The organism is Lentihominibacter hominis (assembly GCF_014385065.1).
GTDB lineage: Bacteria > Bacillota > Clostridia > Peptostreptococcales > Anaerovoracaceae > Lentihominibacter > Lentihominibacter hominis.
Window position 1 is genome coordinate 528,712 of sequence record NZ_JACRTA010000002.1, and the last position, 23,520, is coordinate 552,231.

Genomic DNA, 23,520 nt, shown 5'->3' on the forward strand with positions numbered 1-23,520 from the left:
ATGAATTAAGGTGGCACCGCGGGTATTTACTCGTCCTTGATGGAATTTATATTCTGTCGAGGGCGAGTTTTTTATTGCAGCATGCTTAAAAATTTGTTTTGGCGTAAGGACAAACACAAAAATCAGAGGGTTTCAAAGTGTACTGATTTTACAGTGCTCTGTGGTTTACAATTAATAAGATATTTAAAGGAGGTAAGGTATCATGTATCCGACATTAAACAAGATAAGAGAAATAGCCGCATCAGGGAAGTATAAGAGGATACCGGTTTGCAGAGAGATTTTTTCAGACAGCTGTACTCCTGTAGAGGTGATGAGGATATTGAGGAAAGTCAGTAGGCATTGCTATCTTTTGGAAAGTGCCGGAAGGCAGGAGGTCTGGGGAAGATATTCTTTTCTTGGATATGATCCTCGAATGGAGATCACCTGTACTGATGGCGAACTGACTATAAGAGAAGTTATGGACGATGGCAGTCAGCAGAAAAAGATTATTCAGGTAAATCATCCAGGGGATATATTAAGAGGGATTCTTAAAAGATACAAGGCACCTGTAATGAATGGATTGCCAACATTTACAGGAGGGCTGGTAGGGTATTTTTCATATGATTACATAAAGTATAGTGAACCTAAACTTAAATTTGCATCAAAGAAAGATCAGGATTTTAGAGATATGGATCTTATGCTTTTTGATAAAGTGATTGCTTTTGATCATTACAGACAGAAGCTTCTTCTTATAGCAGGAGTTATGACTGATGATATAGAGAGATCTTACAAAAATGCAGAGAAGACACTGAATGATATGGCCGAACTGATAAGTAATGGTGAAAAGGAAGTATTTGATCCGCTTATTCTGAAATCGGAGATAAAACCATATTTCTCAGAGAAAGAATACTGCAGTATGGTAGAAAAAGCAAAAAAGCATATACATGAAGGAGATATTTTTCAGGTAGTCATTTCCAATCCCATGCAGGCTGAGGCAGAAGGCAGTCTTTTCGATACTTACAGGGTATTGAGAACAGAAAATCCGTCTCCATATATGTTTTATTTTTCAAGTGATGATATTGAACTTTCCGGAGCATCTCCGGAAACTCTTGCAAAACTTGATGATGGTAGACTCAGTACTTTCCCGTTGGCTGGAACAAGACCGAGAGGAGAGAACGAAAAGAAGGATAAAGCATTTGAACAAGAGCTTCTTGCAGATGAGAAAGAACTTGCAGAGCATAATATGCTGGTAGATCTGGGAAGGAATGACCTCGGAAAGGTGAGTGAGATAGGAAGCGTTAAGGTAGAGAAATATCTTTCTATAGAAAAGTTTTCTCATGTAATGCACATAGGTTCAACGGTTACAGGAACTATTCGCAAAGATAAAGATGCTATAGATGCGGTTGATGCAATCCTTCCGGCAGGAACACTATCGGGAGCGCCTAAATTCAGAGCCTGTCAGATAATAGAAGAATTGGAAGGAGATAAAAGAGGTGTTTATGGCGGAGCAATAGGGTATCTGGATTTTACAGGGAATATGGATACCTGTATAGCTATAAGGCTTGTGTATAAAAAGCGCGGTAAAATATGCATAAGAGCAGGTGCAGGAGTGGTGGCCGACAGTATTGCAGAAAATGAGTTCAAAGAGTGCGGTAATAAAGCAAGAGCGGTCATAAATGCCATAGAAAAGGCGAAGGAGGGCTTGAAATGATTTTGCTGATAGATAATTATGACAGTTTTTCCTATAATCTGTATCAGCTTATAGGAACAGTGGAAAGAGATATAAAAGTAGTAAGAAATGATGAATGTTCACTTAAAGATATAGAAGATATGGAGCCTGAGGCGCTTATATTATCCCCCGGACCGGGAAAACCGAAAGACGCCGGTATATGTATAGAAGCCATTAGGCATTTTACAGGGAAGATACCTATATTAGGTGTATGTCTGGGACATCAGGCGATATGTGAAGCTTTCGGAGGAACTGTTTTGTATGCAAAAAAGTTGATGCATGGTAAACAGAGCAAAGTTTATCAGGGAGGAAAAGGAAGGTTATTTCAAGGGCTGGGGCCACAATTTAAAGCTGCGAGGTATCACTCTCTGGCAGCACTTGAAGATGATTTTCCGGAGGAGCTTGAGGTAACAGCGGAGGCTGATGATGAAGAGATAATGGCTTTGGAACACAGAATGTATCCTATATTCGGTGTGCAGTTTCATCCTGAATCGGTGATGACGCCTGATGGACGGAAAATGATAGAAAATTTTATGGAGGTAGTGAGAAATGATCAAAGAAGCGATATTTAAACTGGCTAAAAAAGAAGACCTTACATATAAAATGGCAGAAGAAGTGATGGACGAGATCATGAGTGGGGAGGCTACGCCGGTACAGATGTCGGCATATTTGACCGCTTTGTCTTTGAAAGGTGAAACCATAGATGAGATTACTGCGTCGGCAGCAGGGATGAGGTCTCATTGTATAAAATTACTTCATGATATGGATGTTCTTGAAATAGTGGGGACAGGCGGAGATGGTTCCAATTCTTTTAATATATCTACGACGGCATCTCTTGTTATTGCATCGGCAGGAGTTTCTGTGGCCAAGCATGGAAACAGAGCTGCATCTTCAAAGTCAGGAGCGGCGGATGTGCTGGAAGCTCTTGGAGTGGATATTGCAATATCGCCGGAAAGAAGTGCAGAACTTTTGAAAGAGATAAATATCTGTTTCCTTTTTGCACAGAATTACCACGTAGCTATGAAATATGTGGCCCCTATAAGAAAGGAACTGGGAATACGGACGGTTTTTAATATATTGGGTCCGCTCAGCAATCCGGCAGGTGCGAATATGGAACTCATGGGTGTATTTGATGAATCGCTGGTAGAGCCTTTGGCGCAGGTAATGGCAAAACTGGGAGTGCAGAGAGGAATGGTAGTATACGGTCGGGATAAACTCGATGAGATCTCTATATGTGCGCCTACATCTGTGTGTGAGATAAAGGACGGATGGTTTCAGTCATATGAATTGACGCCTGAGCAGTTTGGGTATGAAAGATGCGGCAGGGATCAGCTTACAGGAGGAAGCCCGAAGGAAAATGCGTCAATAACTTTAGATATATTGGAAGGACGGGAAAAGGGGGCGAAAAGACATGCAGTATGTCTTAATGCAGGTGCGTCGCTTTATATAACCGGAGCAGTATCTTCCATAAAAGATGGGGTAAGATATGCTGAGGATCTTATAGATAATGGCTCTGCACTTAGAAAACTGCATCAGTTTATTGAGAAGAGCAACAAATGACAGCGAGGGACATAACGATGGAAACAGAAAATATATTGGATCAGATAACGGCAAAAGCAAGAGGAAGAGTCAGAAAGAAGAAGGAGTTTGTTTCACCGCAGGAAATAAAAATGAGAGCGGAAGCTATATGTCAGGATACGTTGAAAAAACCGAAGATAACTTTCCGAGAGGCTCTGATGAAAGAGGGGATGTCTTATATATGCGAAGTGAAAAAGGCATCTCCGTCTAAGGGTATTATAACAGATGATTTTCCATATCTTGATATAGCGATGGAATATGAGGCTGCGGGAGCAGCTGCTATATCGTGCCTTACGGAACCTTTTTATTTCATGGGAGATGACAGATATCTTGCGGAAATATCAGAAGCAGTGGATATACCTGTTTTGCGTAAAGATTTTGTTGTCAGCGATTATATGATATATGAAGCCAAAACTCTCGGAGCTTCGGCTGTACTTCTAATATGTTCTATATTGACTGAAGAAAAATTGTCTGAATATATACGTTTGTCACAGAATTTGGGGATGGATGCTTTAGTAGAAGCTCATGATGAAGCAGAAGTAAAAAAGGCGGTAAATGCCGGAGCAAATATAATAGGAATCAACAACCGTGATCTGAGAAGTTTCAGGGTAGATATGGAAAACAGTGTCAAACTGAGGAGCTTGGTTCCGGAAAACATCATATTTGTATCAGAAAGCGGTATAAGATCAAATGATGATATTCGAAAACTTCGACACAATAATGTGGATGCTGTTCTTATAGGAGAAATTTTAATGAGAAGCAGCGATAAGAAAGCAGCCCTTAAGGAACTGAGCGGCGGCCTTGACGCAGGTGGGAAAGCAAAGACTGCGGCAGAGAGGTAATAACCATGACTAAAATAAAGATATGTGGCCTTAAGAGGTTTGAGGATATAGAATATGTCAACGAGGCAAAACCTGATTATGCCGGATTTGTGATAGAGATTTCAAAGAGTCACAGATCTGTTTCTTATCAGAAGGCAGCGAAACTTGCGGAAAAGCTGGATAAGAATATAATGCCTGTAGGTGTATTCGCAGATGCACCGCTTCAGCTTCCGGCAAGGCTTATGAATGCCGGAATTATATCAGTAGCACAACTTCACGGACATGAGGACGAAAGATATATTCGCAGTCTGAGATCAATGACTGATGGAAAGATAATTAAAGCTTTTTCTGTGACTGGCAGGCAGGATATTGAAAAAGCCATATCCAGTATCGCAGATTATATACTGCTCGATCAGGGGAGTGGAGGAAGCGGCAGAACGTTTGATTGGTCTTTAGCTGAAAGCGCAGGCAGAAAATTTTTTCTTGCGGGAGGACTTGATTTATATAACCTAAAAGAAGCTATATCCAGACTGGAGCCTTATGCCGTGGATTTGAGCAGCAGTCTTGAAACAGAAGGCATAAAAGACAGGAAGAAAATAATTAAAACAGTTGAAGCAGTACGGGAATATGACAGGAGGAAATAATATGACAGGAGGAAGATTTGGTGTTCACGGAGGGCAGTATATACCGGAAACACTTATGAATGCGGTTCTGGAACTGGAAGACGCTTATAACAGATATAAAGATGATTCTCAGTTTAACAGTGAATTAACGGAACTTTTCAATGAATATGCGGGACGGCCGTCAAGACTGTATCTCGCGGCTCATATGACAAAAGATCTTGGAGGAGCCAGAGTATATTTAAAAAGAGAAGATCTCAACCATACAGGATCTCATAAGATAAATAATGTTTTGGGGCAGGTTCTTTTAGCAAAAAAGATGGGAAAAAAGAGAGTAATAGCAGAAACAGGAGCGGGACAGCATGGTGTGGCCACAGCTACTGCAGCGGCTCTGATGGGATTGGAATGCGAAATATTTATGGGAAGAGAAGATACAGAAAGACAGGCTTTAAATGTTTACAGAATGAAACTTTTAGGAGCCTGCGTGCATGAGGTGACTTCAGGAACTGCCACATTAAAGGATGCTGTATCGGAAACTATGAGAGAATGGACCAATAGGATAGAGGATACACATTATGTGCTGGGATCAGTAATGGGACCTCACCCATTTCCCACTATTGTGAGAGACTTTCAGGCTGTTATTTCCAAGGAAATAAAAGAGCAACTGATGGAAAAAGAGGGAAGACTTCCGGATGTAGTTATGGCATGCGTAGGAGGAGGTTCGAATGCCATAGGAACTTTTTACCATTTTATAGAAGATGAGTCTGTGAAATTAATAGGATGTGAGGCGGCAGGCAGAGGGATAAATACTGCTGAAACGGCGGCTACTATATCTGTGGGAAGCCTTGGTATATTTCATGGAATGAAATCTTATTTTTGTCAGGATAAGTATGGTCAAATTGCTCCGGTTTACTCTATATCGGCAGGGCTTGATTATCCGGGGATAGGGCCTGAGCATGCATATCTGCATGATATAGGGAGGGCTGAATATGTACCGGTTACTGATGAGGAGGCCGTGGAGGCTTTTGAGTATCTTTCACAGAAGGAGGGGATAATACCTGCTATAGAGAGTGCGCATGCTGTGGCATATGCGAGAAAAATAGTTCCTCATATGGATAAAAATCAAATAGTGGTTATAACGATATCGGGCCGAGGTGATAAAGACTGCGCAGCTATAGCCAGATACAGAGGGGAGGATATATATGAGTAAAAATATAGCAGATGCATTCAAAAACGGAAAGGCTTTTATACCTTTCGTAACATGCGGAGATCCTTCTTTGGAAACTACAGAGCAGATTGTATATGCCATGGAAGAGGCGGGGGCTGATCTTATAGAACTGGGTATACCTTTTTCAGATCCTACAGCTGAAGGGCCTGTGATACAGGCGGCGAATGTCAGAGCACTGTCAGGAGGAGTTACTACTGATAAGATATTCAAAATGGTAGAGAGGATAAGAAAAAATACTGATATTCCTATGGTGTTTATGACTTATGCTAATGTAGTATTTTCTTATGGGATTGAAAAGTTTGTAAAAAGAGCAGCAGAGGCTGGAATGAACGGAATAATATTACCTGATGTACCTTTTGAGGAAAAGAGAGAATTTGATGATGTATGCAGACAGTACAATATAGACTTTATATCTCTGATAGCTCCTACGTCTAATGACAGGATTGCGATGATAGCTAAAGAGGCCAGAGGATTTATATATTGTGTTTCGTCGTTAGGTGTTACAGGAATGCGCTCAGATATAACTACAGATGTGGAAACAATGGTAAAGCTGGTCAGGGAGAATAGTGATCTGCCCTGCGCTGTCGGATTCGGTATATCAACGCCGGAGCAGGCAAAAAATATGGCGGAAAAAAGCGATGGAGCCATAGTAGGTTCGGCTATCGTTAAAATATGTGAAAAATACGGAGATAAGAGTGTGTTTTATATTAGAGAATATGTAAAGAAAATGAAGAAGTCTCTTCTTTAGAAAGAGTAAAATCATCGGTAACGGTGTGCTGTGTGTAATAAAAAAGGACGAGTATATGCGTCCTTTTTATTCTTCAGTAATGCATTACTACAGGCATTCCGACTTCAGCTGCGTTGTAGAGTGAAGGCATCTTATTTGGCGGCATGTTTATACAGCCATGGCTGCCCCCGCGTATCCAGATACTTCCGCCGAAAGTATTTCGCCAGTCTGCGTCATGAAGTCCCTGACCTCCCCATGTGACACCCAGCCAGTATTTAACAGGGCTTTCATATTTACTGCCGTCGGCATTATCTCCCTTTAATACTACATCCCGTACTTTGTTGAGAACGTAAAAGGTACCTGTATCTGTGGTGGTTCCATCTGTTTTGCATCCGGTGACACAGTTCGCACTGAACTGGAGCTTTCCGTCTTTGTATAATTTAACAATCTGTCCGGAAATATCTACATCTATATATGTATTTCCCACATCTGTGGAATATTTACCGTATCCTTTTTCGGAGAATAGCGGTTCGCGAGTGATATCTTTATGAGAATTAATGTCAGCTGTAAGCTGTTCCGCTTCTTTTTCCTGATCTATTTTCCATCCGTAAGTACCGCCGCTTACGTTGATTTGTCTTCCGCTCAGTGATGTGAAGTTTCTCTGGGCTCCTATATTATCGTATTTTTCCGCCAAGGAAGCAACATATTTTTTTACAGCTTCCTTATCTGCTTTTCCTGATTTATTATCTTTCATAAGACTGGCAAGTTGTTCAGCTGATATGGTAAAAGTTTCATCTCCCATATCATATGTAATTTTCTGACTGAGATATTTCTTGCAGTATTTCTGATATTCTTTGAGGCTTTCATCTTCTGCAGTTATTTTCGGAAGTGTATAATAATCTTTTTCTTCGTACATGAATTTTATTTCACCGGTCTGAATATGGTGAAGCAGATCTGTAAAGAACTTTTCCGCATTAGGTTTATCTCCGTATTTTTCGGGAACTATGGGAAAATCGGGATCGGAAAGATCCACATATGCGTCTTTGCTGGCACTTGCTTTTTCCTGATTGAGGAAAGATGAAGAAATAACACGTTCTTTGAACTGCTGTCCGTAATCCTTGACTACCATAGGAAACTGAATAACCAGTGGAGTTTTGGCAAAATGGTTAGCTGCAGCGAATACCATATAATGAGTTTTTGATTTTTTTAAATCTTTCATTATATCATATGTGCAGTCAAAATCCGTGAAGGTAGCCATGTCATCGCTTAACGGGCCTGTTATCACGATGTGTTTTGAGTTCCATTCTTTTGTAAGTTTTGATTCAGCTTCTTCGTAAGTAAGTCCTGAACAGTCGATACCGTTTATCGTTGTATTGTCGGGGAAGCTACTGTTTTCATAAGAATCTGTCTTTGAATACGCTATCGTTGCACAGGTGAATGCGATGATAATTATTAAAATAATTATGGAAATGGTTATAACAAATTTTTTCATATCTTCTCCTTAAACCTTTTTTTATTCTACTCTATTTAATATAAGTTTTAAAGGAAAAAAATACATTTTCCCGGGAAATCATTTAAAATTTTTTACGGTATGATTTTTTTACCTAATAAGGTATAATTATTACAGAAATAAGTTATATAAACGAAATATTTTTTGCATATAAAAAGAAGGAATTGATATGGCATTTACACATCTTCATGTACATACAGAATATAGTTTACTTGACGGAGCATCACGTATTGCTGATCTTGTCTCACGTGCCAAGGAGTTGGGAATGGATTCTGTAGCTATAACCGATCACGGAGTGATGTTCGGCGTTATTGATTTTTACAGAGAATGTTTGAAAGAAGGCATAAAGCCTGTCATAGGCTGTGAAGTTTATACGGCGGCAAGAACATTGTTTGACAAGGATTCAGAGAAAGATAAGCATATGGGACATTTGGTTCTTTTGGCTGAAAACAATAAAGGCTACAGAAATCTTATGAAAATAGTGTCAGAAGGATACCGCCATGGATTTTATTATAAGCCGAGAATAGATAAGAACGTTCTCAGGAAGTATAGCGAAGGGATAATAGCTTTATCTGCCTGCCTTGCCGGAGAGATACAGCATAGGCTTCTCAATGGGGATTATGATGGGGCCAGAAGAGAGGCTCTTGAGATGCGCGATATATTCGGAGAGGATAATTTTTTCCTTGAGCTTCAGGATCAGGGGCTGGAAGAAGAGATGCGGATTCTTCCGGATATGAAGCGTCTTCATAAAGAAACAGGGATTCCTTTTGTCGCCACCAATGATGTTCATTATGTAAGACAAGAGGACTCTGTGGCACAGGATGTACTCATGTGCATACAGATGGCAGCAACCATAGATGAAGAAGGCAGAATGAGATTTCCCAACGATCAGTTTTATCTGAAATCGGAAGATGAAATGAGAAAAATTTTTTCATCGATACCGGAAGCATGTGATAATACAGCTAAGATAGCAGAGCGATGTAATGTTACTTTTGAGTTTGGCAAGCTTCACTTGCCTGATTTTAAAGCTCCTGACGGAATGTCCAACAGAGAATATCTGAGAAAATTGTGTGAAGACGGTCTGAAACAGAGATATAAAGATGCGGCTGCAGATGATATGAAGGAGCTTCAGGTAAGGCTGGATTATGAGCTTTCTACTATAGAAAATATGGGTTATGTAGAGTATTTTCTTATAGTATGGGATTTTATAAATTATGCCAAGAACAAGGGAATAATGGTAGGTCCGGGAAGAGGATCGGCAGCAGGCAGTATAGTGGCTTATACTTTGCGTATCACGGATATAGATCCTATAAAATATGGATTGATATTTGAAAGATTTCTGAATCCGGAGAGAGTCAGCATGCCTGATATAGATATAGATTTTTGTTATGAAAGAAGAGGAGAAGTCATAGATTACGTCATAGAAAAGTATGGAGAAGATAAAGTTTCTCAGATAATTACATTCGGAACAATGAAGGCTAAACAGGCGGTCCGTGATGTGGGAAGAGTTCTAAACGTAAGCTATCCGGAGACAGATGCCATTGCTAAGGCAATACCGTTTGCCCTTAAGATGACTATAGATAAGGCATTGGAGACGAGTCCGGAACTCAAGGAAAAGTATGATAACGAGGAGACTACAAGAAAAGTCATAGATATGGCAAGGGCCGTAGAAGGTATGCCAAGGCATGCTTCTACTCATGCGGCCGGGGTTGTTATTTCCAAGGAAAGTATAGACGAATATGTGCCGCTTTATCTTGCGGATAAGGGGCTTTCTACCCAGTTTAATATGACGACTATAGAAGAACTGGGGCTTTTGAAGATGGATTTTCTCGGATTGAGGAATCTCACTATAATCAGAGATGCTCTGGAGATGATAGAGAAAAACCATGGAGTCAAGATAGATTTTTCATCGATGGATTATGACGATGCAGATGTCTTCGATATGATTGCAAAAGGAAACACACAGGGAATATTTCAGCTTGAAAGCGGAGGAATGACTCAATTTATGAAAAATCTCAGACCTGACTGTTTTGAAGACATAGTCGCAGGTATTTCTCTTTACAGACCGGGTCCGATGTCTTCGATTTCTACGTATATTGACAATAAAAAACATCCCGAAAACATACAATATATCCATGAGAGCCTGAAACCTATACTGTCTGTCACTTACGGCTGTCTGGTATATCAGGAACAGGTAATGCAGATTGTAAGAGATTTGGGCGGTTATTCTTATGGAAGGTCGGATCTTGTTCGTCGTGCTATGAGTAAGAAGAAGATGGATGTTATGCTGGAAGAGAAGGAATATTTTATAAATGGCAAGACAGATGAAGACGGGAATGTTGAGATTGCCGGATGTGTGAACAACGGTGTGCCGAGAGAGGCTGCTGAGGAAATATTTAACCAAATGGTAAGTTTTGCAGAATATGCTTTCAATAAATCGCATGCTGCAGCTTATGCAGTGGTTGCTTATGAAACGGGATATCTTAAGGTGCATTATCCTGTAGAATTTATGGCGGCGCTTTTGACAAGTGTAATGGGAGATCCGGATTCGACAGCAAAATACATAAGAAACTGCAGTGAAATGGGTATAGAAGTTCTTCCGCCTGATATAAACGAAAGTCATAAGAAATTCTCTGTTTCTAACGGAAAAATAAGATTTGGACTGATGGGTGTAAAAAATGTAGGAGAAGCGCCTATCGATGCCATAATAGAAGCAAGAGAGGAAAAAGGCGAGCCGAAGGATATTTTTCAATTTATAGATAATCTTGATATCCATAAGATTAATAAAAAGGCGCTGGAGAGTCTCATAAAAGCAGGAGCACTGGATCGTCTCAATGATAACAGAGCTGCTCATATGGCTGTATATGAGCAGCTCGTGGAGTCGGCTCAGTCAAATGCCAAAAATACAATAGAAGGGCAGATAACTCTTTTTCAGATAAATGCCGAGGCTATGGAGGAAAATGAAACGGTAAAAAGACTTCCGGATGTGAAGAATTTTGAAAAAGAGATGCTTATAGCGCAGGAAAAAGAAATGCTTGGGGTATATATCACAGAACATCCCTTGAAAGAATATGAAAAAATCATAGAGAAATCAGTTACCGTGACGGCGCAGGATTTGGCAGATGTACTGGAAAGTGAAGAAAGCGGTGAGAGTCACAGTTTTATCACAGATGGTATGCATGTAGTTATGGCGGGAATAATAACAGGAAAGAAAACGCTGATAACAAAAAACAACAAGATGATGGCCTTCATAGATATGGAAGATCTTTACGGAACTGTGGAAGTGGTGGTTTTCCCTAACGTATATGAAAGATACGCAAAATTTGTTTCGGAAGACAGAATAATATCTATTTCGGGAACTATAAATTTCAAAGAAGGGGAAGTACCTAAACTTCTGGCTGACAGGATAACCGATCTTAAGGAAATAAGCGGTTTATCATCTGACAGAGAGGAGCCGAGGAAGAAAAGAATGAATTTCACCGTATCGAAACCGGAAAAAACAGAGCCTGCGGGGCTGGTGAAGATAAAGCTTCCTTCGGGTGATGTTTCTGTTATGCTGGAAGATATCAAGCAGATCATGAGAAATCATAAAGGAATGTATCAGACTATCGTATATATGCCTACAGGAGGGTCATTCAGAACTGAGCCGGAGCTGTGGGTAAACCCTGATATGGAGTTTAGAACGGCTGTCATAAATATAGTGGGAGAAGAAAATTACAAAGGCTGAAAGAGACTAAGGAAGGAAAGCGATATGAAACGGATCGGTATACTCACCAGTGGAGGAGATGCTCCGGGTATGAATGCAGCTGTACGGTCAGCTGTGAGAACAGGTATTTCCATGGGGATGGAAGTGTATGGCATAAAGAGAGGTTACGAAGGCTTGCTGGACGGAGAGATAGAAAGGATGCAGTGGCAGTCTGTAGGTGATATTCTGCAGCGTGGAGGGACCATACTTAGGACTGCTCGCAGTGAAAGATTCAGAACAGAAGAAGGAAGAAAACATGGAGTTAATATTCTTGAAACTTTTGGAATAGAGGGGCTTGTAGTAATAGGCGGTGACGGATCTTTTAGAGGCGGATCTGAGCTTGCCGCACTCGGCATTACCGTTATGGGGGTGCCGGGGACCATAGATAACGATCTGGCATATACAGATTATACTATCGGTTTTGATACAGCGGTGAATACTGTTTTATCTATGATATCGAATCTCAGAGATACAGCTTCAGCTCACGAAAGAACTACTATAGTAGAGGTTATGGGAAGAGAGTGCGGAGATATAGCTCTTTATTCAGGGCTTGCCGGAGGAGCTGATGTGATTTTGCTGCCTGAGATGGAGTTTGATATAAACTCTGTGTGCAGAAGAGTTCTCAGAGGTCAGCAGTCGGGTAAGCTTCACAGCATAATAGTTAAGGCAGAAGGCGTTGAAATAAGTTCACATCAGCTGGCTGAAACAGTGCAGGAGCGTACAGGGCGTGAAGCTCGGGCGGTTGTGCCGGGATATATACAGAGAGGAGGCACACCTACAGGACGTGACAGGATGCTTGCCAGTATGATGGCAGCAAGGGCTATTAAGCTCCTTTACGATGATGAGGAAAGCAAAGCGATAGGTACGTGCAACGATGAGATAATCGCATATGATTTGGAAGAGGCTTTGTCTATGAAGAAGCATTTCAGAGCTGATCTTTATGAAATAGCCGAGACTCTGGCATAGATATGATAAAAGGGGCAAAATGTGAAAAAAATGATTAAAAAGTACGGAATTGTTATAATGATTTACACTATGGCAGCTCCTGAATATAGAAAATAAAGCCGAAACAGATGATGACAACAGAATTACAGACATTAAAGAAAAAGGCGTCGAATTAGGGAATTGCTTAGATTTTCCTTAATTTGACAGCCTTTTTTTATATCTTTAGTTGCAAAGTTTTTATTATTTTATTTTACCTACATTTAATGTAGAACAGACGGGGATTTAACCGTAAGAATCTATAATTAACAAAAGATCGTTGTTTTTTCTTTAAAACAAACCGTTATGTTGTACTGAGGAGCTGTTACGTGAACAGTTCTGTGACATGCGGAGATAAAATAGAGTTAAGTTTTGTAAGAAAGGTACATATATGAGCACGGAATTTATTATCAAGATAAGAAAGAATTATTGTTTGTTTCGTCCTTCAGAAAGAAAAGTGGCAGATGAAATAATAAAAGGAGGTTTTGATCCATCTAAGCTTACTATTGAAGGACTTTCAGAGTCTGCAAAAGTAAGCCAGCCCACGGTTATACGTTTTGCAAAGGCCATGGGACTGTCTGGCTTTAAGGAAGTAAAAACAGTTTTAATGAAAGAAAGTATTATGGCAGAAAAAGAAGAGCTTGAGATTGAAAAATCTCTTACATTTAATATTTCTCCTAAAGAAAAATTTATAGATATTCCTATGAAAGTGATAAGTGCCAGTATCAGACAAATGGAGGATACTCTGAAGAATCTGTCGGTATTTGAACTTATGAAGGCTTCAAAAATCATGTCAGCAAGCAAGCAGGTACTGATATTGGCAGCCGAAAATTCATCCGCTGCTGCGGAAGATCTGGCCAGTAAGCTTATATATTTGGGAATCAACGCTGTGTATCATCAGGATATTTACAGGCAGAGTATGGCTGCCGGCAGCCTGACGGAGGGTGACGCAGCTGTAGGCATATCATATACGGGATATTCTTCATGCACGGTAAAAGCTTTGAGAAGAGCCGGAGATGCAGGCGCAGCAACGGTGGCAATCACAAATTTTGAAGATTCACTTATAAACAGGTATGCAGATATTATTTTATGCACAGGCAACCAACAGCATTTATACAGTAATACGCTTTATTCAAGATGCAGCCAGCTTGCCGTAGTGGATATGATTTACTGTGGTATTCTCTCGTCAGATTATGAAAAATACTCAGAAAAAATAAAACGGCAAAGCCGTATATCGGAAGAGATCTCTTTAGAAAAAGAGCCTTTAATGTAGAAAAGTTACATAAAAAACAACCGGCGGAATTCTTTAATTGACAGAAGCTTTACATATCCTTGCTTGTTTGAAGCAAAAGTAAAAGATAAAATGCAGCTGTAAGGATCAATGAACTTTGATGTGTTCATGTCATGATCATATTTTAAGACATTTAGGAGGAAATAAAGAAATGAAGAAGAAATTACTCAGCGTTCTTTTATCTGTGACAGTTTTAGCTTCGGCTCTGTCATTTACGGCATGTTCCGATAAAGATAAAAACGGAAATACAGATGAAAAGGCCACGGAGGGAGAGTTAACAGTATATACAGCTCTGGAAGACGAGCAGGTCAGTACGTATTTGGAAGATTTTAATAAGAAGTACCCTGATATAAAAGTGAATGTTGTACGTGAATCTACGGGAATAATCACCGCTAAGCTGATTGCAGAAAAAGACAATCCGCAGGCTGACGTTGTCTGGGGAACAGCCGCTTCATCTATGATGGTGCTGGATGATCAAGGGGGGCTTAAAGGGTATGCTCCCGAGGGAGTAGAGAGAATTCTTCCGGAATTCAAGTCGGATAAAGACACTCCTACGTGGGTAGGCATAGATGCGTGGGAAACTGCAATCGTAGTGAATACGGAAGAGGCTGAAAAGCTCAATTTGCCTGAGATAAAATCATATGATGATTTGCTGGATCCAGCTTTTAAAGGTCATATAGTAATGTCAAATCCCAATTCATCAGGGACAGGGTTCCTTACAGTGTCAGCTGTTTTGCAGCTTATGGGTGAAGATGAGGGCTGGGAGTATCTGGATAAGCTTGATGAAAATATAGCTATGTATACTCATTCAGGGTCCAAACCTGCAAAGATGGCATCGTCAGGAGAATGTGCAGTAGGAATAAGCTTTGGATATGCCGGACTCAGCCAGAAAGAGGATGGGGCTCCTGTAGAGGTAATCTTCCTTGAGGAAGGGTCAGGCTGGGATCTTGAAGCTAATGCACTGATTAATAAGGACGAGATAAACCCTGTGGCTTATACATTCCTTGACTGGGCTATTTCCGACAGCGCCATGGCTCTTTATAAAGAGAATTATCCTATAATAACTACAAATGACGTAGGCGAATACGAAGGATACGAGGGAGACCCTTTAGAGCAGCTGATAGAAAATGATTTCTCATGGGCAGCCTCAAGCAGAGACGATATTCTGAAAACATGGATGGAAAAGTATGATGCTAAGTCAGAAGCTGAGGAGTAGTAAATTCTCTTCAGCCGGAGAAAAGAAGGGAGAATAAGACATATGTTTTTATCTATTCAAAATGTTAATAAAAGCTTCGGCGATCAGACAGTGTTAAAGGACGTATCGGTGGATATAGAAAAGGGAGAAATGGTGAGCATTTTAGGTCCTTCCGGCTGCGGCAAGACTACATTGCTTAAGATAATAGCAGGGCTTGAGCAGCCATCGGGCGGAAAAATTGTGATAAACGGAAGAGACTGTACTAAACTGCCTCCTTCAAAGCGAAATTTTGGGATAGTGTTTCAGTCCTATGCACTGTTTCCCAATATGACAGTAGAGCAAAATATAATGTTCGGACTCAAAGAGCAGAAGGCCTTAAGCAAGGAGGAAAGACGTTCAAGATGTGAAGAAGTGATACGAATGGTGGATCTTGAGGGTCACAGGAAAAAATATCCGTCACAACTTTCGGGTGGGCAGCAGCAAAGAACAGCTTTGGCAAGAGCTATAGCTCTTAAGCCGGAATATCTTCTCCTTGACGAACCACTGTCGGCTCTTGATGCCAAAGTAAGGGTAAAGCTTAGAACCGAGATATGCCACATACAGAAAAAGCTGGGAATAACCACTATCATGGTTACCCATGACCAGGAAGAAGCGCTGACCATGGCTGATAAGATCGTTGTAATGAATAACGCTCAGGTAGAACAGATCGGTACACCTCATGAGATTTATAACGATCCGAAAACTATATTTGTAGCCAATTTTATAGGAACCATGAATCTTTACAGAGCAAGCGACGGAGAGATGCTTGGTGTAAGACCTGAGAAAATAGGTATATCAAGAGAAATTTCTAATTCCGGAGCAGAGAGCTGGGAGGGCAGGGTAAAAGAAGTAGAATTCAGAGGCCCTCTTACAAGAGTATACGGAGAGCTTACTTCAAAGGATCCTATCTGTGTGGATATATCATCGGAGACTGTAAAGAAGCTGGCGCTTCGTTCAGAGGATGAGATATTTTTTCAGATACCCAAAACAGGCATTCTGAGATATGTCAATAATGAGGTGGGTTGATTATGAGACGTCTTGACGGTACTGGCGGGCTGAAACCGGGGAGTATAACCATGACAGTGATGACGATGTGTTTTGTTGTCATATTAGTATGCCCGCTGTACAGCCTTTTTTCAAAAGCATTTCTTGCAGCTGATGGGACATTTGTGGGGCTTGAGAATTACATAGAATATTTCTCAACTCCATCTCTGTCGGTATCCATAGGAAATACCATAAATGTATCAGTATCTACGGCATTAATAAGCACCATTCTCGGATTTGTATACGCATATGGGCTTACGAGGACTAATATAAAGGGAAAGCAATTTTTTAGATATACAGCCCTTATACCTCTTTTTCTTCCTACTGTAGTACACGGGCTCAGTCTCGTATACCTGTTTGGAACCCAGGGAGTGATAACAGACATGGGATGGGATATAGAGCTTTATGGACGCACAGGAATAATTCTTTCGGAAATAATCTATACATTCCCTCAGGCGTTCCTAATGTTTTACATAGCATTCAGATATACTGACGGCAGACTTTATGATGCGGCTGAGACCATGGGCTGCGGCAATTTTAAAAAGTTCAGATACATAACAATGCCGTCGGTGAAGTATACGCTTATAAATTGTCTTTTTGTTTGTTTCACCTTGGCATTTACTGATTTCGGAGCCCCAAAGGTTGTGGGAGGAAGCTATAATGTTCTGGCTACAGATATATACAAGCAGGTGGCAGGACAATTTGACATGAACATGGGCGCAGTGGTAGGAACATTACTTTTGATACCTGCGATTATAAGCTTCGGTATAGACAGATTGACATCAAGAGGAGCAGATGACAGTATAAGTTCAAAGGCCAGCACTCTTAAAATAAAAAAATCTGTATCAAGAGATCTTGTTTTTTATATCGTGTGCGGAGGTATGAGTCTGTGTCTGTTCATCATGGTAGGCGTTTTGTTTATGGGAGCATTTACAGAATATTACCCATATAAGATGGGCTTTACCTTTGAGCATTTTTCATTCAGCGAATCGACAGGCGGCATACAGAGTTTCATAAATTCCATCGTCATGAGTCTTTTGACGGCGGTATTGGGAACTATATTTGTCTTCGTATATGCCTATTTAATAGAGAGAAGCAAAAGTTCGCGTGTGCTGAAAAATATCGGCAGATTGCTTTCCTCTGTTCCTTTGGCGCTGCCGGGGATGGTGATAGGCCTCAGTTTCATATTTTTCTTTAACAGTAAGAGTAATCCGCTGAATTTCATATATGGTACAGTTATCATTCTGGTGCTTGCTAATATAGTTCATTTTTATTCGGTTCCTTTTGTGACAGCAAGCAGTGCACTAAAAAAACATGACAGGGATTATGAAAATGTAGCAGACAGTATGAAGATTCCGGCATGGAAGAGTTTTACCAAAGTCATAGTTCCCCTTTCTCTGCCGGCTATACTGGAGATATTCCTATACTATTTTATGAATTCAATGGTCACTGTTTCGGCTGTGGTATTTCTCTACAGCGCGCAGTTTAAGGTGGCGTCTATAGCTATAACCCACATGGAGGAGGCAGGAGATATAGCTCAGGCAGCTGCTATGAGTCTGCTGATACTTCTTGTGAATATCATAGCCAGAGGATTGTATGAAATAGTTGTATATAAGATAAGAAAGAAAGGTGAATCAACAAATGAAAACAGAAAAAGTGTTGTCTGATATTCCGGACAATCCGTATATTCTGCTTACACCGGGACCGCTGTCCACATCTGCGGCAGTACGAAATGCCATGCTCAGGGATTGGTGTACGTGGGATGAGGATTATAACATAGGAGTAGTTCAGGATATAAGAACAAGGCTTACAGAGTATGCCACATCACAGCCTGAAAAATATACGGCTGTTCTCATGCAGGGAAGCGGCTCGTTCGGGGTTGAGGCCTGTTTGGGAACTGCGGTACCGGAAGACGGCAAGCTTTTGATAATAGCAAACGGAGCTTATGGCAGACGTATGGTCAGCTTTATGCAGACCATGGGACGTTCGTATGTACTGGCAGAGTTTTCTGAAACAGAACAGCCTGACATAGATAAGGTCAATGAGATTTTGGATAAGGATAAGGAAATAAGCCATGTAGCAATGGTTTTCTGTGAGACGACTACAGGCATTTTAAATCCAGTGAGAGAAATCTGTCTTTTGGCAAAGGAAAAAGAAAAGATGACAATAGTAGATGCCATGAGCGCCTTTGGCGGGATTCCTATGGATATGGAGGGCTGGGGGATAGATTATCTCATAAGCTCATCAAATAAATGCATACAGGGCGTGCCGGGATTCAGTTTCATCATAGCTTCTGTACAAAAGCTTGCTTTATGTGAAGGCAATGCTCATTCCCACAGTCTGGATGTATACGATCAGTGGAAGACCATGGATAAAAAAGGAAAGTGGAGATTTACATCTCCCACTCATACAGTAAGGGCTTTTCAGCAGGCATTGAATGAGCTGGATAAGGAAGGCGGAATAGAGAAGAGATACAGTCGCTACAGCAAGAATCAGCAAAGACTCAGAGAGGGTATGAAGGAAATAGGATACGAGACTCTGCTTGATGAGGGTATGCAGTCTCCTATAATAACAGCGTTTTGCTATCCTGACAGCTCCTTTGAGTTTAAGGATTTTTATGAAAAGATGAAGGAAAAGGGATTTGTCCTATATCCGGGAAAGGTTTCTGATGCCGAAACCTTTCGTATCGGAAATATAGGGGAGGTTTACAGCGAAGATATAGAAAGATTGCTTAAGGCAGTCAGGGAGGTAACAGCGTGAAGGTTTTTTGTTTGGGAGCAGCAGGAAGAATAAGCAGGGAGTCTGTAATGGATCTTGTACAGTATTCGGATTTTGATACAATAACCATCGGAGATTATAATGTTGAGGAAGCCGAAAAGGTAGCACAGTGGCTTGATGATGACAGAGTTGATGTTGTAAAGGCGGATGTCAATGATGTTGAGGCAACAGCCCAGCTTATGAGGGGATACGATGTCGTCATGGACGGCACACAAATAACCCTTAACGGTAGATCAACTGAGTGTATAGCCAAAGCAGGCTGCAGTGGAGTGAATCTCAACGGATTCGGCGAGGAAAATCAGTGGAATGAGCTGTTTGAGTCGGCAGGAAAGGCTTGTGTTCCGGGCTTTGGGATGACGCCGGGAGTAACCCAGATGATGGCTATGCACCTTTCCAATCAGTTGGACACGGTGGAGGAGGTATACGTATCACACGGAGCCTTCAGACCCTTCGCATTTTCCAAGTCCATTACGGAAACTACCACATATGAGTATGACCCGGAGCTAAAATCGAGAGTAGTCTTTGAAGACGGGGAATTTATTCAGGTTCCGCCTTTTGCAAGACCCAGGGAGATAAAGCTTCCTCAGCCTTACGGGGACACTGTCCAGTACATAATTCCTCATTCCGAAACCATAACCCTGTCACAGGCGTTAAAGGACAAGGGAGTAAGACTGATAGAGGTAAGAGGCACATGGCCTAAGCAGAATATGACACTGGTCAGAGGACTTTACGATTACGGTATACTTAGAAATCCTGAAATACAGGTGGGCAATCAGAAGGTGGGACTGATGACTCTTATAGGAGATTATCTCGTAAACAGTGAAGAGGGTAAGAAGACGGAACTTTACGGCTACAGCCTTCACGTCGAGGTGGCAGGCATAAAGGACGGAGTGAAAAAACGCGGTATCATATATCATACGCATCCTGCCTCTGACGGTTCTGTAAAGGATTGGGAGGGGCTTAGAGCATACACTAAAAATGTGGGAATACCTCTTTCCATAGCTGCTCAGCTGCTGGCGCAGGGTAAGGTAAAAAGCAGCGGTATCTTGATACCTGAGAATGCTTTTGAGCCTGAAATTATTTTTAAGGAGTTAAAAAAGCGGGATATTTTCATGCATGAAGAATGGTGGGATATGTAGATAGCCGGCCATAAGGATTTGGAGGAAAGAATGAAAAGGATAGAAGCTGTAATATTTGACTGGGCAGGAACTACAGTTGATTTTGGTTCAATAGCTCCTGTGCAGGCATTTTTAAAAGCATTTCAGCAGTTTGGAATTACGCCGTCTCTTGATGAAGTGAGAAAACCTATGGGACTTCCCAAGTGGGATCATGTTCATACAGTGATGCAGATGCCGAGGATTTCCGGGGAGTGGCTTCGCATAAAAGGAAGACCGTGGGAAATCAGTGATGTGGACCGCATATATAAGCTCAGTGAGGAGCTTATCATGGATATACTTTCTGAATTTGGCACCCCAAAGCCATATGTGACGGAGGCTGTGACAGAGCTCAGAGCTAAAGGGATAAAGATCGGTTCCACTACAGGGTATAATGCGGAAATGATGAAGATAGTTGCTGCAGAGGCTGCGAAAAAAGGCTATAAGCCTGATGCCTGTTTTACACCTGATGATACAGAAGGAAAGGGAAGGCCATATCCTTACATGATATTTCGCAACATGGAAAGGCTGGGAGTTTCTTCGGCAGAAGCAGCCATAAAGGTGGGAGATACTGTAGCAGACATAACAGAAGGGAAAAATGCCGGACTGATATCTATAGGTATTATTGAAGGCAGCTCGGTTATGGGAATGTCTGAAGAAGAATATAATCAGATGGCTGATGCAGAAAAGGAAAAAGAAAAGGCAAGAATCGCGGAAGTTTATTTATCCGCAGGAGCTGATTATGTCATAGATAATATGAGCAGTCTTACGGCGTTGATAGAAACAATAGAAAAACAATAAAAAAATATGCCGGTTTGCAAAAAGATATGTTGTTTGCAGACCGGTATTTTGCTAATCGTTAGTGTCTTTATCAGGAAGGGTGCTTACATCCAGGCCTATGTCATTGTTGATGATTGATCCGAAATTGATGGCTCCCGATCCGAATTTTTCCCGTATGCTGTCCATCGCCCTCTCTGCTTTTTCGCTCTTTTCTACGTTTATATTTTCATCGGAAAACAGGGAAAGCTGCTGGGCCTGGTTTTCATCACAAAGATTGATGGCTGTTATGGTCAGCATTCTGATGGGGTCTCTCAGTCTCCATGATTTTTTTATTATAGATACAGCGCAGTCTGATATGATTTCTGTAAGGTTCGTCGGATTGTTGAGCTGCTGCTGTCTTGAAATGATTTTAAGGCTGGGATCTTTGATATCTACTTTTACTCCGAATGCTTTCATTTTATGTTTTCTGAGGCGTGTGGCTACAGTATCGGCAAGACCCATAACGGCAACTCTTATATCTTCCATACCTTGAAGGTTTCTTCTGAAAGTAGTTCCGTTGCCGATGGATTTTATCTGTTCCAGCTGATTGTAATGCAGTACGGGAGTAGTGTCACGCCCATTGGCATAATCGTGTATTACACTGCCCTGCTTGCCTAATATATCTGATATCATGCTTTTGTCTGACATGGCCAGTTGTCCAATGGTATTTATTCCGAACTCATGGAGTTTCTTAGCTGTGGCCTTTCCGACAAAGAACATAGCCCTGACATTCATGGGCCAGAGGATATTCCTGAAATTTTCTCTTGTTATTACTGTAGTAGCGTCGGGTTTTTTATAATTACTTCCCATTTTTGCAAAGATTTTATTGAAAGAAACTCCTGCTGAAAGGGTAAGACCGAGTTGTTCTTTCACGGTGGATCTGATGGTATCGGCTATATGACTGCCGCTTCCGAACAGATTGGTGCTTCCTGTTACATCCAGCCAGGATTCGTCTATACTAAAAGGCTCAACCATATCGGTATATTTGAGATATATTTTGTTTATCAGTTTACTGTAATGCCTGTATTTATTGTGATTAGGAGGGACCACCTGAAGGGCGGGGCATTTTTTTCTCGCCTGCCACAGGGTTTCCGCTGTCATGATTCCGTATTTTTTTGCTATTTCATTTTTTGCCAGTATGATTCCATGGCGGTTTTCAGGGTTTCCGCATACCGCCATGGGTTTGTTTTTTAAATGCGGTTTGTCGATAAGTTCGACAGATGCATAAAACCCGTTCATATCGCAGTGAAGTATGATTCTGTCCATGAGTTTGTTTCCTTTATGTTTTGAATTATTTAATGTTATTATGATCAAAAAAAGGAGAAAGCAGCGCGTTTGATAAAATAACAGGATATGCATTTATGGTATCGGCATATCCTGTTATTTTTAAATTTTTATTTCTGAAGGGATTTCTGAAGTTAGATGACTTCTTTACTGTTTTCAGTCTCCCATATATCGGCAGTACAGATGAAATTCCCATATGAATTATTGTGATACCGTGTATATTTTGCCATTGGACGATGATACCGAAATATCTTCCTCTAAAAATTATACAAGTATTGTTCCGCAGTATTCACATTTGTTTTTCTGCCCCTGTATCACAGTGCAGGAAGCGCCGCAGTTCGGGCATGTGACACTGATGGCCTGTAAATGTGGATGGCCCTGAGCAGTTTTGCTTGCGGTCAATATTACCTGACTGTTAAGATTATCTATATAAAGATTAGTAATATATTCCTGATTTATGAGTTCTTTCAGTACATCTCTGGCTTCATCTCTGGACATTGATATAGCTGAGGCAACTTTAGCAAGAGGTATCGAATAATTTTCTTCGTTGAGAAAAAAGATATTGAGCTCTTTTGCCAGATTGATTAATTTGACTCTTTCATTATTGTTTTTCCTGCCTCGCAATATCATGAATGCTCCGATAACGATGAAGGCTATCGATACAGGTATAGTCTTCCGTGCCTGAGGATCTGAAAACGCCATTGCCAGATTTATGACGCCCATAATACCTATTATATAGCCCCAGACTATCATACCGCGTTTTTTTTCGGATAAGTCTGCTTTTTTTGTAATATACACTTCTTCTATCCTCCATTTTCAATGTTTATATATTTTCTGAATAATTATATCATGTATCCATCATAAATCTACAGTTTTTATTAGTATGATGGGAGAAAGAATGAACGTAAAGGATAATTATGGGAAAACACATAATCTTCTTTTTCTTGAAAGGAGATTTGTGTTATAATTAAAAAAAGTATTGGACTAAGTTAGTAAGA

At 40.8% G+C, this 23,520-nt stretch carries 19 protein-coding genes; 16 read left to right on the forward strand and 3 right to left on the reverse strand.

What is annotated here, in order from left to right; genetic code table 11:
- Positions 1 to 202 precede the first annotated feature (202 nt).
- From trpE to trpA, 7 genes are read left to right on the forward strand one after another with little or no spacing between them, the layout of a single operon-like run.
- Entirely contained in the window at positions 203 to 1,690 is a 1,488-nt protein-coding gene (trpE, locus tag H8692_RS07775) for an anthranilate synthase component I (RefSeq protein WP_187525382.1), read from the forward strand.
- Positions 1,687 to 2,280, forward strand: coding sequence for an anthranilate synthase component II (locus tag H8692_RS07780; protein WP_187525383.1), 594 nt, complete (start codon positions 1,687 to 1,689; stop codon positions 2,278 to 2,280). Before trpE ends, H8692_RS07780 begins: the two co-directional genes overlap by 4 nt.
- Positions 2,258 to 3,268 (forward strand): anthranilate phosphoribosyltransferase, encoded by a 1,011-nt coding sequence (gene trpD, locus H8692_RS07785; RefSeq protein ID WP_187525384.1) that lies wholly within the window; start codon positions 2,258 to 2,260, stop codon positions 3,266 to 3,268. Before H8692_RS07780 ends, trpD begins: the two co-directional genes overlap by 23 nt.
- Before the next feature lie 17 nt (positions 3,269 to 3,285).
- Positions 3,286 to 4,128 (forward strand): indole-3-glycerol phosphate synthase TrpC, encoded by an 843-nt coding sequence (gene trpC, locus H8692_RS07790; protein WP_177268023.1) that lies wholly within the window; start codon positions 3,286 to 3,288, stop codon positions 4,126 to 4,128.
- A 5-nt stretch (positions 4,129 to 4,133) separates the two neighbouring features.
- Entirely contained in the window at positions 4,134 to 4,751 is a 618-nt protein-coding gene (locus H8692_RS07795; protein ID WP_177267907.1) for a phosphoribosylanthranilate isomerase, read from the forward strand.
- A 1-nt stretch (position 4,752) separates the two neighbouring features.
- Positions 4,753 to 5,937 (forward strand): tryptophan synthase subunit beta, encoded by a 1,185-nt coding sequence (gene trpB / locus H8692_RS07800; protein WP_187525385.1) that lies wholly within the window; start codon positions 4,753 to 4,755, stop codon positions 5,935 to 5,937.
- A complete protein-coding gene (gene trpA / locus H8692_RS07805; protein ID WP_177267903.1) occupies positions 5,930 to 6,703 on the forward strand; it encodes a tryptophan synthase subunit alpha in 774 nt (257 codons plus the stop codon). Before trpB ends, trpA begins: the two co-directional genes overlap by 8 nt.
- Before the next feature lie 73 nt (positions 6,704 to 6,776).
- On the opposite strand, the gene H8692_RS07810 is transcribed toward trpA, so the two are convergent.
- Complete coding sequence (locus tag H8692_RS07810) at positions 6,777 to 8,174, reverse strand: L,D-transpeptidase family protein (RefSeq protein ID WP_187525386.1); 1,398 nt, start codon at positions 8,172 to 8,174, stop codon at positions 6,777 to 6,779.
- 187 nt (positions 8,175 to 8,361) lie between these two features.
- Between H8692_RS07810 and H8692_RS07815 the strand changes: the two genes are divergently transcribed.
- The 9 genes from H8692_RS07815 to phnX all read left to right on the forward strand — a co-directional run bounded on the left by H8692_RS07815 (position 8,362) and on the right by phnX (position 21,220).
- Positions 8,362 to 11,919 carry a DNA polymerase III subunit alpha gene (locus H8692_RS07815; protein ID WP_207722970.1) on the forward strand — a complete coding sequence of 1,186 codons (3,558 nt, stop codon included), beginning with the start codon at positions 8,362 to 8,364 and terminating at the stop codon, positions 11,917 to 11,919.
- Between the two features lie 24 nt (positions 11,920 to 11,943).
- Positions 11,944 to 12,903 carry a 6-phosphofructokinase gene (gene pfkA, locus H8692_RS07820; protein WP_187525387.1) on the forward strand — a complete coding sequence of 320 codons (960 nt, stop codon included), beginning with the start codon at positions 11,944 to 11,946 and terminating at the stop codon, positions 12,901 to 12,903.
- Between the two features lie 406 nt (positions 12,904 to 13,309).
- Positions 13,310 to 14,191 (forward strand): MurR/RpiR family transcriptional regulator, encoded by an 882-nt coding sequence (locus H8692_RS07825; protein WP_187525388.1) that lies wholly within the window; start codon positions 13,310 to 13,312, stop codon positions 14,189 to 14,191.
- Positions 14,192 to 14,360: 169 nt separating this feature from the next.
- A complete protein-coding gene (locus H8692_RS07830) occupies positions 14,361 to 15,425 on the forward strand; it encodes a putative 2-aminoethylphosphonate ABC transporter substrate-binding protein (protein ID WP_187525389.1) in 1,065 nt (354 codons plus the stop codon).
- 42 nt (positions 15,426 to 15,467) lie between these two features.
- Positions 15,468 to 16,469, forward strand: a complete 1,002-nt coding sequence (locus H8692_RS07835; protein ID WP_187525390.1) for an ABC transporter ATP-binding protein — start codon at positions 15,468 to 15,470, stop codon at positions 16,467 to 16,469.
- A gap of 2 nt (positions 16,470 to 16,471) precedes the next feature.
- Positions 16,472 to 18,154: a putative 2-aminoethylphosphonate ABC transporter permease subunit gene (locus H8692_RS07840; protein WP_187525391.1), complete on the forward strand. Its 1,683-nt coding sequence runs from the start codon at positions 16,472 to 16,474 to the stop codon at positions 18,152 to 18,154.
- Positions 18,129 to 19,247: a 2-aminoethylphosphonate--pyruvate transaminase gene (gene phnW, locus H8692_RS07845; protein WP_187525392.1), complete on the forward strand. Its 1,119-nt coding sequence runs from the start codon at positions 18,129 to 18,131 to the stop codon at positions 19,245 to 19,247. Before H8692_RS07840 ends, phnW begins: the two co-directional genes overlap by 26 nt.
- Positions 19,244 to 20,404: a saccharopine dehydrogenase C-terminal domain-containing protein gene (locus H8692_RS07850; RefSeq protein WP_187525393.1), complete on the forward strand. Its 1,161-nt coding sequence runs from the start codon at positions 19,244 to 19,246 to the stop codon at positions 20,402 to 20,404. Before phnW ends, H8692_RS07850 begins: the two co-directional genes overlap by 4 nt.
- A gap of 30 nt (positions 20,405 to 20,434) precedes the next feature.
- A complete protein-coding gene (gene phnX / locus H8692_RS07855) occupies positions 20,435 to 21,220 on the forward strand; it encodes a phosphonoacetaldehyde hydrolase (RefSeq protein ID WP_177267887.1) in 786 nt (261 codons plus the stop codon).
- Between the two features lie 51 nt (positions 21,221 to 21,271).
- Here phnX and dinB read toward each other — a convergent pair whose 3' ends face one another.
- A complete protein-coding gene (gene dinB, locus H8692_RS07860; protein ID WP_177267885.1) occupies positions 21,272 to 22,504 on the reverse strand; it encodes a DNA polymerase IV in 1,233 nt (410 codons plus the stop codon).
- Between the two features lie 282 nt (positions 22,505 to 22,786).
- Positions 22,787 to 23,320: a hypothetical protein gene (locus H8692_RS07865; protein WP_177267883.1), complete on the reverse strand. Its 534-nt coding sequence runs from the start codon at positions 23,318 to 23,320 to the stop codon at positions 22,787 to 22,789.
- Between the last annotated feature and the right edge of the window lie 200 nt (positions 23,321 to 23,520).

What these genes read in the sequence shown, in the direction of transcription:
- trpE (WP_187525382.1), top strand. Translation starts at nt 203, where the DNA reads ATGTATCCGACATTAAACAAGATAAGAGAAATAGCCGCATCAGGGAAG.
- H8692_RS07780 (WP_187525383.1), top strand. Translation starts at nt 1,687, where the DNA reads ATGATTTTGCTGATAGATAATTATGACAGTTTTTCCTATAATCTGTAT.
- trpD (WP_187525384.1), top strand. Translation starts at nt 2,258, where the DNA reads ATGATCAAAGAAGCGATATTTAAACTGGCTAAAAAAGAAGACCTTACA.
- trpC (WP_177268023.1), top strand. Translation starts at nt 3,286, where the DNA reads ATGGAAACAGAAAATATATTGGATCAGATAACGGCAAAAGCAAGAGGA.
- H8692_RS07795 (WP_177267907.1), top strand. Translation starts at nt 4,134, where the DNA reads ATGACTAAAATAAAGATATGTGGCCTTAAGAGGTTTGAGGATATAGAA.
- trpB (WP_187525385.1), top strand. Translation starts at nt 4,753, where the DNA reads ATGACAGGAGGAAGATTTGGTGTTCACGGAGGGCAGTATATACCGGAA.
- trpA (WP_177267903.1), top strand. Translation starts at nt 5,930, where the DNA reads ATGAGTAAAAATATAGCAGATGCATTCAAAAACGGAAAGGCTTTTATA.
- H8692_RS07810 (WP_187525386.1), bottom strand. Translation starts at nt 8,174, where the DNA reads ATGAAAAAATTTGTTATAACCATTTCCATAATTATTTTAATAATTATC.
- H8692_RS07815 (WP_207722970.1), top strand. Translation starts at nt 8,362, where the DNA reads ATGGCATTTACACATCTTCATGTACATACAGAATATAGTTTACTTGAC.
- pfkA (WP_187525387.1), top strand. Translation starts at nt 11,944, where the DNA reads ATGAAACGGATCGGTATACTCACCAGTGGAGGAGATGCTCCGGGTATG.
- H8692_RS07825 (WP_187525388.1), top strand. Translation starts at nt 13,310, where the DNA reads ATGAGCACGGAATTTATTATCAAGATAAGAAAGAATTATTGTTTGTTT.
- H8692_RS07830 (WP_187525389.1), top strand. Translation starts at nt 14,361, where the DNA reads ATGAAGAAGAAATTACTCAGCGTTCTTTTATCTGTGACAGTTTTAGCT.
- H8692_RS07835 (WP_187525390.1), top strand. Translation starts at nt 15,468, where the DNA reads ATGTTTTTATCTATTCAAAATGTTAATAAAAGCTTCGGCGATCAGACA.
- H8692_RS07840 (WP_187525391.1), top strand. Translation starts at nt 16,472, where the DNA reads ATGAGACGTCTTGACGGTACTGGCGGGCTGAAACCGGGGAGTATAACC.
- phnW (WP_187525392.1), top strand. Translation starts at nt 18,129, where the DNA reads ATGAAAACAGAAAAAGTGTTGTCTGATATTCCGGACAATCCGTATATT.
- phnX (WP_177267887.1), top strand. Translation starts at nt 20,435, where the DNA reads ATGAAAAGGATAGAAGCTGTAATATTTGACTGGGCAGGAACTACAGTT.
- dinB (WP_177267885.1), bottom strand. Translation starts at nt 22,504, where the DNA reads ATGGACAGAATCATACTTCACTGCGATATGAACGGGTTTTATGCATCT.